General features: G+C 59.0%; 15 protein-coding genes. 8 read left to right on the top strand and 7 right to left on the bottom strand.

All coding sequences use genetic code 11. From position 1 onward, the window contains the following. Nucleotides 1–61: 61 nt before the first annotated feature. Nucleotides 62–1,306, top strand: a complete 1,245-nt coding sequence (locus LJU29_RS16205) for a D-mannose isomerase (RefSeq protein WP_257110936.1) — start codon at nt 62–64, stop codon at nt 1,304–1,306. Nucleotides 1,307–1,329: 23 nt separating this feature from the next. Here the strand turns inward: LJU29_RS16205 and LJU29_RS16200 are convergent, their stop codons facing one another. Continuing rightward, nucleotides 1,330–2,418 (bottom strand): AbrB family transcriptional regulator, encoded by a 1,089-nt coding sequence (locus LJU29_RS16200; RefSeq protein ID WP_005755725.1) that lies wholly within the window; start codon nt 2,416–2,418, stop codon nt 1,330–1,332. Nucleotides 2,419–2,524: 106 nt separating this feature from the next. On the opposite strand from LJU29_RS16200, the gene LJU29_RS16195 reads away from it, so the two are divergent. After that, nucleotides 2,525–3,427 (top strand): LysR family transcriptional regulator, encoded by a 903-nt coding sequence (locus LJU29_RS16195; RefSeq protein WP_004665637.1) that lies wholly within the window; start codon nt 2,525–2,527, stop codon nt 3,425–3,427. A 14-nt stretch (nt 3,428–3,441) separates the two neighbouring features. Here LJU29_RS16195 and LJU29_RS16190 read toward each other — a convergent pair whose 3' ends face one another. Continuing rightward, on the bottom strand, nt 3,442–3,957 hold the full coding sequence (locus LJU29_RS16190; protein ID WP_002553924.1) for a nucleoside 2-deoxyribosyltransferase: 516 nt from the start codon (nt 3,955–3,957) through the stop codon (nt 3,442–3,444). 168 nt (nt 3,958–4,125) lie between these two features. Between LJU29_RS16190 and LJU29_RS16185 the strand changes: the two genes are divergently transcribed. Next, entirely contained in the window at nt 4,126–5,829 is a 1,704-nt protein-coding gene (locus LJU29_RS16185; protein ID WP_257110935.1) for a VRR-NUC domain-containing protein, read from the top strand. Here LJU29_RS16185 and LJU29_RS16180 read toward each other — a convergent pair. Continuing rightward, nucleotides 5,805–6,107, bottom strand: a complete 303-nt coding sequence (locus LJU29_RS16180; protein WP_257110934.1) for a hypothetical protein — start codon at nt 6,105–6,107, stop codon at nt 5,805–5,807. The two genes, LJU29_RS16185 and LJU29_RS16180, sit on opposite strands and share 25 nt — an antisense overlap. Nucleotides 6,108–6,206: 99 nt before the next feature. Further along, nucleotides 6,207–6,491, bottom strand: a complete 285-nt coding sequence (locus LJU29_RS16175; protein ID WP_002553922.1) for a hypothetical protein — start codon at nt 6,489–6,491, stop codon at nt 6,207–6,209. A gap of 531 nt (nt 6,492–7,022) precedes the next feature. Between LJU29_RS16175 and pstS the strand changes: the two genes are divergently transcribed. From pstS to pstB, 4 genes are all read left to right on the top strand, one after another. After that, nucleotides 7,023–8,042, top strand: coding sequence for a phosphate ABC transporter substrate-binding protein PstS (pstS, locus tag LJU29_RS16170; protein WP_005755730.1), 1,020 nt, complete (start codon nt 7,023–7,025; stop codon nt 8,040–8,042). A gap of 81 nt (nt 8,043–8,123) precedes the next feature. Then, on the top strand, nt 8,124–9,119 hold the full coding sequence (gene pstC / locus LJU29_RS16165; protein WP_003371940.1) for a phosphate ABC transporter permease subunit PstC: 996 nt from the start codon (nt 8,124–8,126) through the stop codon (nt 9,117–9,119). Further along, a complete protein-coding gene (gene pstA / locus LJU29_RS16160; protein ID WP_002553919.1) occupies nt 9,116–10,000 on the top strand; it encodes a phosphate ABC transporter permease PstA in 885 nt (294 codons plus the stop codon). The genes pstC and pstA overlap by 4 nt, the downstream gene beginning before the upstream one ends. Beyond that, the gene (gene pstB / locus LJU29_RS16155) at nt 10,000–10,779 is read left to right on the top strand and encodes a phosphate ABC transporter ATP-binding protein PstB (RefSeq protein ID WP_002553918.1); all 780 of its coding nucleotides are present in this window, start codon (nt 10,000–10,002) and stop codon (nt 10,777–10,779) included. Before pstA ends, pstB begins: the two co-directional genes overlap by 1 nt. Here the strand turns inward: pstB and LJU29_RS16150 are convergent, their stop codons facing one another. Beyond that, entirely contained in the window at nt 10,780–11,709 is a 930-nt protein-coding gene (locus LJU29_RS16150) for a LysR family transcriptional regulator (RefSeq protein WP_257110933.1), read from the bottom strand. Nucleotides 11,710–11,963: 254 nt separating this feature from the next. Between LJU29_RS16150 and LJU29_RS16145 the strand changes: the two genes are divergently transcribed. Further along, complete coding sequence (locus LJU29_RS16145; RefSeq protein ID WP_057454405.1) at nt 11,964–12,962, top strand: alpha/beta fold hydrolase; 999 nt, start codon at nt 11,964–11,966, stop codon at nt 12,960–12,962. Between the two features lie 68 nt (nt 12,963–13,030). On the opposite strand, the gene nirD is transcribed toward LJU29_RS16145, so the two are convergent. Together nirD and nirB are read right to left on the bottom strand one after the other, a co-directional pair. Next, nucleotides 13,031–13,417 carry a nitrite reductase small subunit NirD gene (gene nirD, locus LJU29_RS16140; protein WP_002553915.1) on the bottom strand — a complete coding sequence of 129 codons (387 nt, stop codon included), beginning with the start codon at nt 13,415–13,417 and terminating at the stop codon, nt 13,031–13,033. Next, nucleotides 13,417–15,978, bottom strand: coding sequence for a nitrite reductase large subunit NirB (gene nirB, locus LJU29_RS16135; protein ID WP_257110932.1), 2,562 nt, complete (start codon nt 15,976–15,978; stop codon nt 13,417–13,419). Before nirB ends, nirD begins: the two co-directional genes overlap by 1 nt. Between the last annotated feature and the right edge of the window lie 500 nt (nt 15,979–16,478).

Here is a 16,478-nt window from a genome sequence, read left to right as displayed (position 1 = left end):
GGTCGAAATGACCTCCGGTACAGTCTGGGCACAACCTTATCGAAGGGGGCGGCATCGCGTCATGGATAATAATAATCACACCTTCAGCAGTTGGCTGCGCTCGCCAGCCCATCATCAATGGCTGGCACTGGAAGGCAACCGTCTGTTGACCTTCGCCAAGGCTTCCCGACTCGACAACGGTTTTGGCAGTCTTGATAACTACGGCCGTCTGATGGTCGGCGCCACGGCCGAAACCATGAATACCGCACGTATGACCCACTGTTTTGCCATGGCCCATGCGCAAGGCATACCCGGCTGTGCCGCACTGGTCGATCATGGCATCGCCGCATTGCGTGGCCCGTTGCGCGATGCCGAACACGATGGCTGGTTCAGTGCCGCGCTCGAAGACGGCGGCAAAACCGACAAACAGGCGTATCTGCACGCTTTCGTCGCACTGGCGGCCAGTTCTGCCGTGGTGGCGGGGCGGCCTGGCGCGCAAGCATTGCTGTCCGAGGCCATCCAGATCATCCAGACCCGTTTCTGGAGCGAGCAGGAAGGTGCCATGCGTGAGTCGTTTGCGCAGGACTGGAGCAACGAAGAGGCCTATCGCGGCGCCAACAGCAACATGCACAGCACCGAAGCCTTCCTCGCGCTGGCCGACGTAACCGGCGATGCTCAATGGCTCGACCGGGCGTTGAGCATTGTCGAGCGGGTGATCCATCAACATGCCGGGGCCAACAATTTTCAGGTCATCGAGCACTTCACACAAAACTGGCAACCGCTGCCCGATTACAACCGCGAAAACCCGGCTGATGGCTTCCGGCCGTTCGGCACCACGCCGGGGCATGCCTTCGAGTGGGCACGGCTGGTGCTGCATCTGGAGGCCGCGCGTCGTCACGCCGGGCGCGCAAATCCGGAATGGTTACTGGATGACGCCCGCCAGCTGTTTGCCAATGCCTGCCGCTACGGCTGGGATGTCGACGGTGCGCCGGGTATCGTCTACACCCTGGACTGGCAGAACCAGCCAGTGGTCCGTCATCGTCTGCACTGGACCCACTGCGAAGCGGCCGCTGCTGCCGCCGCGTTGCTGCAACGTACCGGCGAGCAACAGTATGAAGACTGGTATCGCTGCTTCTGGGAGTTCAACGAGACCCTGTTCATCGATCATGAGCATGGCAGCTGGCGCCATGAGCTGAACCAGCGCAACGAACCCAGTGCTGATATCTGGCCGGGCAAGCCTGACCTTTATCACGCCTATCAGGCCACGCTGTTGCCGGTGTTGCCGCTGGCACCCAGCCTGACCAGTGCTCTGGCGGGGCATGAGTGAACGGCTGAGCCTGGCATCGGCAATCAGAGCGCAGGGATGCGTTTGTCGCTCAGGCGGATAATCTGCCGGGCCAGGAAGCTGCCGGTCAGGATCACGCCGAACAGGCGCAGGGTCTGCATGGCCAGCACGAAGCCGACATCGGCATGAGTATCGATGGCAATAATGGCCATGGTGTCCAGGCCGCCCGGGCTGGTTGCCAGGTACACCGAGAGATAATCCTTGCCCATCATCGCTGCAATCAGCCAGGCCGACAGGGCACACAGTACGATCAGAAGCAGTGAGGCCAGAATCATCATCGGCAGTCGTCGCCACACGTATTGCACTGTCGGCCGGTCGAAACGCAGCCCTACATAACAGCCGATAGCACCATAGCCAATTGGCAGCAGCCAGTCAGGAATGCTGATCTGCATGACGCCGCTCAGTTGCAGCGCGCCGCCCAGCATCAACGGCACCAGTAAGGCACCCGCTGGCAGGCGCGAGCCCAGTGCCACGCCCGTTACGATCACTGCCAGACTCAGGGCGAGGTCGATCAGGTTCAGGCTATGTAAGGCTGCTGCGGTGCTGTGCAGGTCAGCCCCGGAATCAGGTGCGCCGATGAAATGGCTGACCAGCGCGCCGATGGTGACCACGCAGACCACGCGCACATATTGCATGGTGGCAACGACTCGCGAGTCTGCGCCGTAATCCTCGGACATGGCGACCATCGCCGAAGCAGCGCCGGGCGACGTGCCCCAGGCGGCAGTGTTACTCGGGATTCCGCCAAAGCGCACCAGTACCAGGCCTACCGCCGCGCTCAGCACCACAGTCAGGATCGTGGCCAGCAGCATGACGTGCCAGGACTGTAGCGCCGTGAGCAATACGCTGACTGACATCGCATGCGCAATCAGCACACCAACGGTGCCTTGGCCGAGCTGAAACGCCCGCTTGGGCATGCGGATGGTGGCGCCCGACACGCCAAAGCCGATAGCAACCAGCATGGGGCCGAGGAACATCGCAGCAGGCATGTTGAACAGTTTGAGCAGTTGACCGGCAGCACCGGCCATCAGGATCAGGCCCGCCCATTGAGTGAGCGGGGCAAGGGTGGAAAGCGAAAAGCGTGAAGCGTGTGACAAGGACGTTCTCCTTGAATCGGGTGGATCACATGCAAACAGTATCGACTTGGCAACCGATCAAGTCTATTTTCTAATAATCATGAATTGATAACTTTGGTTGATAGATATGGACCTGCGCGATCTCACTTATTTTGAAACCATTGCCGAACTGGGCCACCTCGGGCGAGCCGCGGAAAAGCTCAATCGCAGTCAGCCCGCGCTGACAAAAAGCATTCAGCGGCTGGAGGAATCATTCGGAACGCGGCTGTTTCAGCGTGACGGTCGACGCATCAAACTGACCCCGGTGGGTGAGCTGTTGCAGGCACGCGGCAAGGAACTGCAGCAGAGCATTGCCCAGACCCAGCGGGAAGTAAGGGATTTCGCCAGTGGCATGGTGGGCAACATTCGCGTCGGCTGCGCCGCGACGATGGCGGAATACCTGATGCCGAAACTGACCTCGGCCCTGTTACAGCGTACGCCGGATGTCACTTTCAAGCTGGTGATAGGCCAGGATGACCTGTTGCGTGAGTCGCTGCGTTCAGGGCAGCTGGACATGATCATCTGCGCACTGGCACCCGACAGCGAAGACGTCACCAGCTTTGCCATACTCAGGGACGAAGCCGTGGTGGTCGCCAGCAAAAAACACCCGATCTTCAAGACCTCATTGAAGATGAGTGACCTCTGCGCATATCGCTGGGTACTGCCGCCGGTCAGCGTTTCATCACGCAAGTGGCTGGACGCGACCTTTGCTGCCAACGGCCTGCCGCTGCCGACAGTGCAGATCGAGGCGAACTCGATCTCCCTGTTGCCAGGCTTGATTGCTCAAAGCAACCTGCTGAGCTTCATCGCCCGCGAGTCGCTGGAGTTTGGCAAGACCATGCAACACCTGCGTGAAGTGCCCCTGGAACAGACCACGCTCAAGCGCACCATCGGCGTGACCCTGCGCAAGGGCGGCTACCTGTCGCCAGCGGCAGAGGGCATGTTGCAGATGCTGCGTGACAACGGCGGGGACTTTCTGGGTTGGGGGTGAGCGCGTGCGTTCAGCTACTCGCCGGGCATGACCTTTAAGCCATTCAGGTACCTTGCCAGTGCCTCGGCACCCAGCTCCACGGTAGAGCTGGTACCCGCCCAGCTACAGGCGAGCATCAGGTTGCGGGGCAAGTCGAAGTCCTCAACCATAAAGCCGTCGCGATCAAACCCGTGTTCATCATGAGAAACCAGTTCGCGCAACGAGGTCACTGGCTCGAAGTACGCCCAAACGGGCTTGTTCAATGCCACCGCCATACCGACTTCAAATGCGCTGCCCGAATCCGGCTCCAGACCGCGAAACACATTCAGGTTGACCAGTACGGCAGAGCAGCGATGAATCATCGCGATATTCATCGAGTAAATCTGCTGCGCAGTTTCATGCGGCGTGCGCCCGAGCGTCACTTCATTGTCGAAGGGGTACAAACCTTCAAGCCCGTGTGCCGAGCATAACGCCTTGAGGTAGCGTCCGTACTCGACGGCGTCTGGCCGGAACACGTCGAAGCCTGCGAGATAAACCAGTGGCGTTTGCATATCCGACTCTTGGCTACAGAGGTTATCCCACTGATTCTAAGGCCGACTGTCTGGCCGCGATACGTGCCATTGATCGGCCGACCGGCGCTCAGCAGGTATTTGAGCTGGAATCTGTACGGATAACCAGTATTCTTGTCCAGTCTGATCATTTTCATGTGAACGCTGGCCTTGAATACTGCTCCTCTCGACAATCCGTTCTATTACCTGGAAAACTTCCGGCAGGTCCTTACCTGGATTGCCCTGCGCTACGACGACCTGCTCGACGCAGCCGAGCGCCGTTTCATCAGCGAGTTTGCCGAGGCGCCCGTGCGTGCCCAGGGTCTGCTGGTACGCATGGTGATGCGCAAGGGCGTATTGTTTCGGGCCAGCAAACTGAGTTACGTCGAAATCGGCGACCCTCGTGAGGCAGTGCAGCCGCTGCTGGATCGCGGCTGGGTCGTCACCAGCCCGCCACTGGGTTTGAGCGAACTGTTCCAGTTGCTGCGCCGCGACGAGCTGACCCAGTGCTTCAAAGCCCATGCAGTCAAGGGGCCAGAGCGCAAGCAGGCATGGCTGGAGCGCTTGCAGCCGTTGTATGAAGCGCCACAGGCACTTGAGCATTGGCACCCGACGTTGTCTGACGTCGTGTTCGGCCTGAACATCATGCCGCTCTGTGACCGCCTGCGATTGTTGTACTTCGGCAATCTGTATCAGGAGTGGTCGGAGTTCGTGCTGGCTGATCTGGGCATCTACCGCTACGAAAAGGTCGAATTTTCGGTGCAGTCGCGCGTCATCAATCAGCGCGCCGACATCGATGCGTGCCTGCAATTGCATGCCTGTCGAGAAGCGCTGGAAACCTGCATCGATCTGCATGCGCTGGCCGAACAGGTCATCGCGGTCCAGTGCGGCAATGCGTGGTTGCATATGCGTCGCGCCAAACTGCTGTTTCGCATCGGGCAGCAGGCCGAGCGCCTGCAGGACTGGCCTCTGGCGATGGCAGTGTACCGTCAGTCCAGCTACCCCGGCGCGCGTTCGCGGCAGATCCGGGTGCTGGAACGCAACGCCGAATACGCAGCCGCCATGACGCTTGTGCAGCAGGCGCGGAGTGCCCCGGAAAGTGATGCCGAGGTTCAGCATTTGTCGCGCGTGTTGCCACGACTGCAACGCAAGCTCGGCCTGACGGTCGAGCGCAGGCGCGCGGCGCGTATCGTCTCGCGGCTGGACGTGCAGGTTGCGCCATTGGCGGGGGTGAGTGTCGAACGTCTGATACGCCAGCACCTTGAACAAGAGCAGGGTGGGGAAGTGCATTACGTCGAGAATGCGCTGGTCAATTCCCTGTTTGGTCTGCTGTGCTGGAAGGCCATTTTCGCGCCCTTGCCTGGCGCATTCTTTCACCCGTTTCACAGTGCACCCAGCGATCTGTACAGCCCGGACTTCTATCAGCGCAGGGTGGCATTGTTCGATGCCTGCCTGATGCAACTGGAGTCAGGCGAATACCTGGCGACCATTCGCGAGCATTTTCAAAGCAAATTCGGCCTGCAGTCACCCTTCGTATTCTGGGCTGCATTGACGCCGCAGCTATTGGAGCAGGCACTGCGCTGCCTGCCCGCTGAGCATCTGCGTCACTGGTTTCGTCGTCTGTTGCAGGATGTAAAAGCCAACCGGACCGGAATGCCGGACTTGATCCAGTTCTTCCCGGAGCAGCGGCGCTATCGAATGATAGAGGTCAAGGGACCAGGGGATCGTCTCCAGGACAACCAACTGCGCTGGCTGGATTTCTGCGCCGAGCATGGTATGCCGGTGGAGGTGTGTTATGTGCAGTGGGCAACTGAACATGCTGCCGAAGTCATTGAAGAGCTGGCCTGTCATCAAGGCGCTTTGTGTTCACCCTGACTGTCTTGGTGATTGGCGTCATGCGGTTGTTTCGAGTCATGAGGCTTGTCAGCCGCACTGCCGTTCTTTCCGGGCAGCGGGTCCATGCCTTTGGTGCCGGGGCTTGTTCCTGGCGCGCCGGGACTGGTTCCGTCCACGTTCTTTTCCGCTCCGGTGCCGGGTACTTTCGGACCGTCGCCTACCGGGTTCGTTGGGCCTGTAGAGCCTGCGAATGCGCTTGCGCACGAGAGCGCCAGCAGTGCTGCAAGGCCTAATGCCCCCAATCTATTCCTGATCATGCTGCAACCTCCGTGAGTGCAATGGGGTAGAACGGTGTTACGGAATCTGCCACTGACCCGCGAGCAAAACATGTTGTCCTGCCCGCGTCAGAAGCATGATTACTGAGTCTTGGTTTTTTCAGTAACGTTGCTCTTGTCGTGCGTGCCATGTGCGCCCTTGTCATGATTCATCGACTTTTCGGCAGCCGCTTTTTTGCTGTCTGTTTGCGCGCCAGGAGTTTCGGAAGAGGTGCGGTCCATCGGCTGGGTGTTAGTGCCCGGCAGCTTGGTCGCATTCTTGTTGATTGGCGTTTCAGAGCTGGTGGTCGATTCGGCAAAGGCTGCACCCGAAGCGACGGCCATCAGGCCTGCCAGGGTGAGGGCAGTCAGTTTGGTCTTGATCATGATGCTTACTCCGTTGTTTTAAAGTAGTTCTTTAAAGTACGTATATTGGTCATTGGCCAGTGGCCATAGGTGCCCTTTAACCCGACGAACGGTAGCTGTGTGCCACGCGCGCGCACTTGGTACCGACTCTTTGATTCGGCGGTTTCAAACCTTTCGCGTTCGTCTGTTTACATAGGCTTGATCAGCGCGTTTGGAACAGTTTTAAGTTGATTTAGCTATAAGCTGACCGCCCGGTCATCCCCAACGATTCTTAAAATCATACTTTCTTACATTTTTATAACGCAGCTGGCGTTTAGCTATCCATCTAGAGGTGGCAAAAAGCTATTTAGCGCTTGAGTGTGTGATTTCGCCGTAAACACTGGGCTTTACAGGGTTTTTCAACGTCGACAGCGTAGGAAATCGCCTACAAAAAAGTTCCTTCGCTGACACGATTCGTTGGATTGTCATGAAACAGCAACATTTCAGGTTTTAAATCCGCCTCGGGCCTCCCTAACTGGGCCACCACACAATCTCCTGGACTGAGGTATTACCGTGATACTGCTGACTAAAAAACGCTTGTCGCTTCTGATCGCTTCGCTGTGCCTCAGCGGTGTGGCCCATGCGACTGATGTCACAGGTGCTGGTTCGAGTTTCGTCTACCCGGTTATTTCAGCGTGGTCCCAGGACTACAGTAAAACCAAGGATAACCGTATCAACTATCAGTCCATCGGTTCGGGCGGCGGTATTGCCCAGATCAAGGCAGCGACTGTTGACTTCGGTGCATCCGACGCCCCTATGTCCGCTGAGGACCTGCAGGCTGGCGGTCTGGGTCAGTTCCCGAGCGTCATCGGCGGTATCGTGCCGATCGTCAACGTCGAAGGCGTTGGAAGTGGCGAGCTGAAGCTGGACGGCCCAACTATCGCCAAGATCTTCATGGGCGACATCAAGAAGTGGAACGACCCGGCAATCACTGCCCTGAACTCGGGCGTGAAGCTGCCTGATACTGCGATCACCGTTGTTCACCGCTCGGACGGTTCGGGTACCACTTACAACTTCACCAACTACCTGAGCAAAGTCAGCCCGGAGTGGAACGAGAAGCTGAAGTTCGGTTCGACCGTGCAGTGGCCAGCCGGTGTGGGCGGCAAGGGTAACGAAGGTGTTTCTGCCTACGTGAAACAGATCAAGGGTTCGATCGGTTACGTTGAGTACTCCTACGCGACGACCAACAAGTTGTCTTACACCCAGTTGAAAAACGCTGCCGGCAAATTCATCAAGCCAGACGCCAAGGCTTTTGCTGCCGCTGCTGACACTGCCGACTGGGCGAGCGCCAAAGACTTCAACCTGATCATGACCAACGCGCCGGGTGAGGCTGCATGGCCGATCACCGCGACCACCTGGATCATCATGTACAAGAAAGCCAAGAACGAAGAGAAAAGCGCAGCCGCTTTCGACTTCTTCAAATGGTCGCTGGAAAACGGCCAGAAACAGGCCGAGAAGCTGGAATATGTAGCATTGCCGAAATCGCTGGTTGAACGCGTGGAAAGCTACTGGAAAACGGAATTCACCAAGTAAGTGATTCAACCCGTACCACCCCTGTCATCAGCCGCGATATCGGCTCGGTGACAGGGGCTTTTCCTTGCGAGTGGCCTCAACATGACTGAAAACACCCAATACCTGTCCGCTAACGTCTCCGCTGGTGAGTCCGAGGGCGAGAAGCGCGCCAAACGGGATCATCGTCATGACCTGTGGTTCAAGCGTTCATTGCAGGCCGCAGCGATGCTGGTGCTTGCTTTGCTGGGTTGTATTGCCTTGTCGACCCTGTGGGGCGGCAGTCTGGCATTCCAGACTTTCGGGTTTGGCTTTCTGACCAGCACCGAGTGGGACGTGAACGCCGGCAAGTTCGGCGCACTGGTTCCGATCTACGGCACCCTGGTTACCTCTTTTCTGGCTTTGCTGATCGCCGTCCCGGTGAGTTTCGGCATTGCAATCTTTCTGACCGAAGTAGCTCCGCCTTGGCTGCGCATGCCGATTGCCTCGGCCATCGAGCTGCTGGCAGGTATCCCATCGATCATCTACGGCATGTGGGGGCTGTTTGTCTTTGGCCCGTTCATGGCTGAACACCTGTCACCCTGGATCACCGAAAACCTCGGCGCACTGCCGCTGATCGGTCCGATGTTTCAAGGCCCGCCGCTGGGTATCGGCATGCTGACCGCCGGTATCGTGCTGGCGATCATGATCACGCCGTTCATTACCTCGGTCATGCAGGAAGTCTTCCGCACTGTACCCGTAGCCCTCAAAGAGTCGGCCTACGCACTGGGTGGCACCACTTGGGAAGTGGTCTGGGACATCGTGCTGCCTTACACCCGTTCGGCAGTGGTCGGCGGTGTGTTCCTCGGCTTGGGACGCGCGCTGGGCGAAACCATGGCGGTCACCTTTGTACTGGGTAACGCTCACCAGTTCTCTGCATCGCTGATGATGCCAAGCAGTTCCATCGCCTCGGTAATCGCCAACGAGTTCAACGAGGCTTATACCGACTTGCACCGTTCGGCACTGATCGCCCTTGGCTTCCTGTTGTTTGTGGTCACCTTCATCGTGCTGGCCCTTGCACGTCTTATGCTGTCGCGCCTTTCGCGTAAGGAGGGGTTATGAGTAAGGATGTGACAGGCAGCGAGAGCCTGTATCGGGTTCGCAGCATCAAGAACAAGATTGCGATGGTGCTCAGCTGTGGTGCCACTGCCTTCGGCCTGCTGTGGCTGGTGTGGATTCTGCTGACCACCATCATCAAGGGTATCGACGCGCTCAACCTGCAGTTGTTCACTGGCATGACCCCGCCGCCTGGCACCGAGGGTGGCCTGGCCAACGCGTTCTATGGCAGCGTGCTGATGTCGGGCATAGGTCTGTTGATCGGTACACCAATCGGCCTGATGGCCGGCATCTGGCTGGCCGAGTTTGCTCGCTACACCAAGCTGGGTAACGCAGTACGCTTCATCAACGACATCCTGCTGTCGGCACCTTCCATCGTGCTCGGCCTGTTCGTTTACACCGTTGTGGTACTGCCGCTCAACGCAGTCACAGGCCATCAAGTGGGCTTTTCGGCGATTGCCGGTGCGCTGGCTCTGGCATTGCTGGTGATCCCGGTGGTGGTGCGTACCACTGACGAAATGATGCAACTGCAACCCTCGACCATGCGTGAAGCCGCACTGGCGCTGGGTGTGCCGCAATGGAAGCTGACTCTGCAAATCGTCCTGCGCGCTGCCAAGGCGGGTGTGGTTACCGGCGTATTGCTCGCATTGGCACGTATCACCGGCGAAACCGCGCCGCTGCTGTTCACCGCTTTCGGCAACCAGTTCTGGAGCAGTGATCTGCTCAAACCAATCGCCAGTGTTCCGGTGGTGGTTTTCCAGTACGCCATGAGCCCGTTCGATGACTGGCACTCCCTGGCATGGGCCGGTGCGCTGGTCATGACGTTGTTCGTACTGATACTGAGTCTGCTGTCTCGCTTAATTCTTCTGCGCAATAGGGCGTCCTGATGAACAACCTTTCCCTGGCCAACGAAAAGACCAAGATCCAAGTGCGCGGTCTGGAGTTTTTCTACAACAACCAGAAGTCGTTGAAGTCCATCGACATGACCATCCCCGAGAAGCGCATCACTGCGATCATCGGCCCGTCGGGTTGCGGTAAATCGACCCTGCTGCGCGTTTTCAACCGTATCTACGCGATGTACCCGAAACAGGAAGCGCGCGGCGAAGTGCTGCTCAATGGCGAAAACATCCTGGCGCCAGGCTACTCGATGAACCGCCTGCGCAGTCATGTGGGCATGGTGTTCCAGAAGCCGGTGCCGTTCCCGATGTCGATCTACGACAACATTTCCTATGCTATCAAGCACCACGAAAAGCTGTCGCGTCGGGAAATGGAAGATCGCGTCGAGCAGGCACTGCGTGGTGCGGCGTTGTGGGATGAGGTCAAGGACAAGCTCAAGCAGAGCGCAACCGGTCTGTCCGGTGGTCAGCAGCAACGTCTGTGCATCGCCCGCACCATCGCGCTGCGCCCTCAGGTGTTGCTGCTCGATGAGCCCACTTCGGCACTTGACCCGATTTCGACCGGGCGTATCGAACAGCTGATCACTGAACTCAAGGAGCAGTTCACCGTGATCATCGTGACCCACAACATGCAGCAGGCGGCGCGTTGCTCCGACTACACCGCCTTCATGTTCATGGGTGAACTGATCGAGCACGGCGACACCGACACCATCTTCACCAAGCCCTCCAAGACCCAGACCGAAGACTACATTACCGGTCGTTTCGGCTGATCAGCCGGCCAGGGCGGGCGCTTCCTGGCGCTCGCCCATGAACTCCTCGATCCTGCTGCGCAGCCAACGCTCGGCAGGGTCGCTGTCCATCACACTCAGCCACGTCATCGACAGGTCCAGCCCCGGCGTGGGGAAGGGCAACGGCTCGTCATACAGCAGACCCAAGGCGCTCATGGCCTTGGCCGCGTAGTCGGACAGGCCCGAAATCATGTCGGTGCCAGCCATCAGTGCGGGCAGGGTGGCGAACTGCGGCACTGACAACACGACCTGACGCTTGCGACCCAGTGCGGTCAGCCACTCATCGGCAAAGCTGCTGATGCTGGCCACGTGCGACACCACCACATGAGGTCGTGAACAATACTCGTCGATGCTCATCGGGCCGCGCGGTTTGTCGGCGCGCACCAGCCGTGGCTGCATGTTGCGCAGCGTCTTGCGTTTGGCATTGGCCGGTAGTTCATGGGTCAGGCAGACGCCGACGGTGATGTCGCCGGACATCAGCACTTCGGAGATATTCAGGTAGTCGACGTGCTTGACCACGATCACCACGCCAGGCGCCTCCTCGCGGATGGCCTTGAGCATGGCGGGAAACAGGCCGAATTCGACGTCGTCGGTCAGGCCGATGCGAAACGTCATCTTGCTGACCGAAGGATCGAAATCGGTGGTCAGGCTCAGCGCGGTAGACATGGCATCCAGCGCTGGCGTCAGGTGCTTGAGAATTTCATGGGCACGCGCGGTCGGCTCCTTACGATGCCCCACGCGGATGAACAACGGGTCATTGAGCAGGTTGCGCAGGCGATTCAGTGCGGCGCTTATCGTGGGTTGGCCGAGAAACAGCTTTTCGGCTGCCCGGGTGACGTTACGCTCCTGCATTAATGTCTCGAAGACCACCATCAGGTTGATGTCGGCCTTGCGCAGTTCATTTCGATTCATTGCTGTTCCTTGGCATCAGACCTGGCTGACCACGACGGCCTGTAACCGACGGCTCAGTCTAGGCAAGCGTGGCAGGGGGCGTCCAGCGTTTTGCCGCCGTCGGGCTGGCATGATGAAACGTCTGCTTACGGTTCTACAGGTAGGAAAGGGGCGAATCTGTAGTGGGAAACAAGGTCTACTTGCTGGTCTGCGGTTTAACGTGGAAGCGGCTGCAGATTTCGACCCCTATCCATAGGCTACAGGAGGTGCCCCTTATGCGGGCTGCAAAGATTGCCGGCATGTTGATGTCGTTGACGCTGTCAGGCGCAGCACTGGCTGAAACGCCCGGTTATGGCCAGCAACTGGAAGGTTTCACTTACCCCCACGCGCTGCACAAATTCAGTTTTCAGTCCCAGGGCCAGACGCTGGAAATGGGTTACATGGATGTCGCACCCAACGGCAAGGCCAATGGCCGCACCGCGGTGCTGATGCATGGCAAGAATTTCTGCGCCGCGACCTGGGAAGACACTATCAAGGGGCTGAGTGCCGCGGGCTATCGCGTTGTTGCGCCTGACCAGATCGGTTTTTGCACCTCGACCAAACCTGCGCACTATCAATACAGCTTCCAGCAGTTGTCGATGAACACCCATGCGCTGCTTGAAAAGCTGGGTATCGACAAGGTGTCGGTGGTCGGCCATTCCACCGGCGGCATGCTGGCCACGCGTTACGCGCTGATGTACCCGAAACAGACCGAGAAGCTGGTGATGGTCAACCCGATCGGTCTGGAAGACTGGAAGGCTCTTGGCGTGCCGTACCGCAGCGTCGATCAGTGGTATGAGCGCGAACTGAAGACCACCGCCGAAGGCATTCGCGCCTACGAGCAGAAGACCTACTACGACGGGCGCTGGAAGCCTGAATACGACAAATGGGTCGACATGCTGGCGGGCCTGAACAAGGGGCCGGGCCATAAGATCGTTGCCTGGAACTCGGCGCTGATCTACGACATGATTTTTACCCAGCCAGTGTTCTACGAGTTTCCCAGGCTGCAGGTGCCGACCGTGTTGATGATCGGCGATGCCGATACCACCGCCATCGGCAGCGACATCGCGCCGCCCGAGGTCAAGGCGAAGATCGGCAATTACAAGGTACTGGGCAAGCAGGTGGCGCAGATGATCCCTGGCGCCAGACTGGTGGAGTTCAAGGGCAAGGGGCATGCCCCGCAGATGGAAGATCCGCAGGGCTTCAATAAAGCGCTGGTGTCCGAGCTGCAATAGTCGGTCATTCATCCCACGCAACAGCCTGGTCGGCCAGCGACCAGGTTGTCTGGCCCTATTGTTATCAGCTAGACGGCAATCTCTACCTGATCTCCGTTAAGCCGTACCGGCCAGACCTCCAGACGTTGCTCCGGGTACTCGATGCAACTACCGTCGTGCAGGCGAAAATGCTGCTTGTACAACGGCGAGGCAATCACCAGCTCGCCAGCGATATGGCCAATCAGTCCGCGACCGATCACATTGGCGCCGGACTTGGGGTCGCGGTTGTCGATGGCAAAGAGCTGTTCGCCCTCAGGGGTTTCAGGCAGGTAGAACAGCGCTACCTGCGCGCCGTCCAGCCACGCTACCACGCCGGAGTTGGCGACCAGATCCTTGCGTCCGCACAGGGCATGCCAGTGCAGTTGCAGTGCAGAATGGGCGTTTTCGCCCGCCAATACGGTGTTGGACGAATTCATTACACCACCTCCTTGAACAACGGGATAAGGGCCAGCTCTTCGGGTTTTGCCGGACGAGGCTGGGCGCGCTCCTTGACGAAATGCACGTCCGGGTCGCCACGTCCGTCATTGACGAAGGTGCGGAAGCGCTTGAGCTTCTCCGGGTCCTTGAGGGCATTGGCCCATTCACATTCATAGCGGTCGACCACCAGCTGCATCTGCGACTCCAGCTCTGCGGCCAGGCCCAGGCTGTCGTCGATGATGACCGCCTTGAGATAGTCGAGGCCGCCTTCCAGCGATTCTCTCCAGACCGAGGTGCGTTGCAGCTTGTCGGCAGTGCGGATGTAGAGCATCAGGAAACGGTCGATGTAGCGAATCAGGGTTTCGTCATCCAGGTCGGTGGCGAACAGCTCGGCGTGGCGCGGACGCATGCCGCCGTTGCCGCACAGGTACAGATTCCAGCCGTTCTCGGTGGCAATTACACCCACATCCTTGCTCTGCGCTTCGGCGCACTCGCGGGTGCAGCCGGATACGGCGAACTTGAGTTTGTGCGGTGAGCGCAGCCCCTTGTAACGGTCCTCAATGCGCAGTGCCATCGCGACGCTGTCCTGTACGCCATAGCGGCACCAGGTACTGCCGACGCAGGACTTCACCGTCCGGGTCGATTTGCCGTAGGCATGCCCGGTCTCGAAACCCGCCTCAATCAACTCACTCCAGATGTCCGGCAGTTCATGCAGTTGCGCGCCGAACAGGTCGATGCGCTGGCCGCCGGTGATCTTGGTGTACAAGTCGTACTTCTTGGCCACGGCACCAATCGCGATCAGCCCGTCGGGGGTGATTTCGCCACCCGGAATACGCGGTACGACCGAGTAGGTGCCGTTTTTCTGCATGTTGGCCATGAAGGTGTCGTTGGTGTCCTGCAGTGGCACCAGCGAAGGTTCGGTGATGGGGCGGTTCCAGCACGAAGCGAGAATCGAGCCGACCGCAGGCTTGCAGATGTCGCAGCCATGCGCGCCTTTGCCATGGCGAGTCAGCAGTTCGTCAAAGGTCTCGATACCTTCGACGCGGACCATCGAGTACAACTCCTGGCGGGTGTAGGCGAAGTGCTCGCAGAGGCTTTTGTCGACCGCCACACCGCGCGCCATCAACTCATGCTCGAACACCTGCTTGAGCAGCGCGGTGCAGCCGCCACAGCCGGTGGCCGCTTTGGTGCAGGCCTTGATCCCGGCGAGGTCGGTGCAGCCATTGTCGATTGCCGAACAGATAGAGCCCTTGCTGACGTTATGGCAGGAACAGATGGTCGCGGTGGCGGGCAGGGCATCGGCACCCAGCGTCGGCGCGCCTTCCCCACGCGGCAGAATCAGGCTCGATGGATCGGCGGGCAGCGGGATGCCGTTCTGCGCATATTGCAGCAGGGTGTCGTAGTAACTGTTGTCGCCGACCAGCACAGCGCCGAGCACTTGCTTGCCATCTGCCGACACCACCAGCCGGCGATAGCTGGCGGTGGCTTCGTCAATGAAACGATAACTGACAGCCCCGGCCAGCGCACCGTGCGCGTCACCAATGGAGCCGACATCCACGCCCAGCAGCTTGAGCTTGGTGGACATGTCGGCACCGAAGAACGGCTCAGTGTCCTTTTCGCACAACTGTGCAGCTACGCCACGGGCCATCTGATAACCGGGTGCTACAAGGCCGAATACGCTGCCGTTCCAGGCCGCGCACTCTCCGATTGCATAGATATCGGCGTCACTGGTGCGACAGTGCTCGTCGATTGCAATACCGCCACGCGGGCCGAGTTCCAGTTCACACTGGCGAGCCAGAGCGTCCTGCGGGCGGATACCGGCAGAGAACACGATCAGATCGGTTTCCAGAAATTCGTCGTTGGCGAAGTTCATGCGATAGCGGTATTGCTTGCCGTCGCTGATCGATTGTGTGGCGCGCGACAGGTGTACGCCGACGCCCAGCGCTTCGATACGCGCTTTCAAGGCGGCCCCGCCGTGCTCGTCCAGTTGCACCGGCATCAAGCGCGGGGCGAACTCGACAACATGAGCTTCCAGGCCAAGCGACTTCAGTGCGTTGGCCGCTTCAAGCCCGAGCAGACCACCGCCGACTACCACGCCACGGCGAGCTTTCGAGGCGGCGTAGCGAATGGTGTTCAGGTCCTCAAGCGTGCGATAGACCAGCCGCGAGTTGCCCTGTGCGCCCTCGATCGGCGGTACGAACGGGAAGGAGCCGGTGGCCAGGATCAGCTTGTCGTAGCTGAAGCAGCCTTCGGCAGTGATGATTTCATGACGATCACGATCAATCTCCAGCACCGGTACGCCCAGGTGCAGCGTAAGGCCGGGTTGTTGGTAGACAGACATTTCACTCATGGCCAGCGACTCGGCATCGCGGCCGGTAAAGTATTCGGACAAATGCACGCGGTCGTAGGCACGCTGTGCTTCTTCTCCAAATACATGGATGCGATAACTCTCCAGTGCGCCGCCTGCGATCAACTGCTCGACGCAATGGTTCCCGACCATGCCATTACCGACGACGATCAGGGTTTTTACATCGTTCATGGGGAAGACTGTGGTGTTCATAGCAAGTCCCGGCCGAGGCCAATCAGGTTTTTTGAAGCAAAAAAAAGCGCCCGGAACCTTTCGGTTCCAGGCGCCTTTGCCTGTTCTCTTATTGGGTGTTCGGGGATGCCATCAAGCCACGTTGCCGGATGCACCCATGTCGCCCTCTGGTCTCTTCGAGACTGGCGATCAACGTCGATCAACCGGGGCGGCCCGACCACATTCATGGTGGGGTTGTTGAGGATTATGCAGAGGTTGTGCCAGCTTGCGTCGGCAGTGCTCCAAGCCCGAATTGCCAATGCCCGCAAGGCTGCGCAGCGTTTACAACGGCGTCCGGCGCATGATTTTTCCTGCCTTGCATTGGTGCGCATCGAAGGGTTTGCGCTGTAAAGCTGTGCGCCGCATTGCCCGCTCACGATAACCGGCGTTTTTGCCTCCGGGCGCCCCAGTCGCTCCAGGCACATATCGTTACTCACGCACCGGGTGGGAATGCCTGTCGTGACGCTCCGCGTCACAATTCT

The sequence above is a fragment of the Pseudomonas ficuserectae genome (genome assembly GCF_024584585.1).
Classification (GTDB): domain Bacteria; phylum Pseudomonadota; class Gammaproteobacteria; order Pseudomonadales; family Pseudomonadaceae; genus Aquipseudomonas; species Aquipseudomonas amygdali.
The sequence above is the reverse complement of the archived record's forward strand: the minus strand, read 5'-3'. Positions and strand labels throughout refer to the sequence as shown.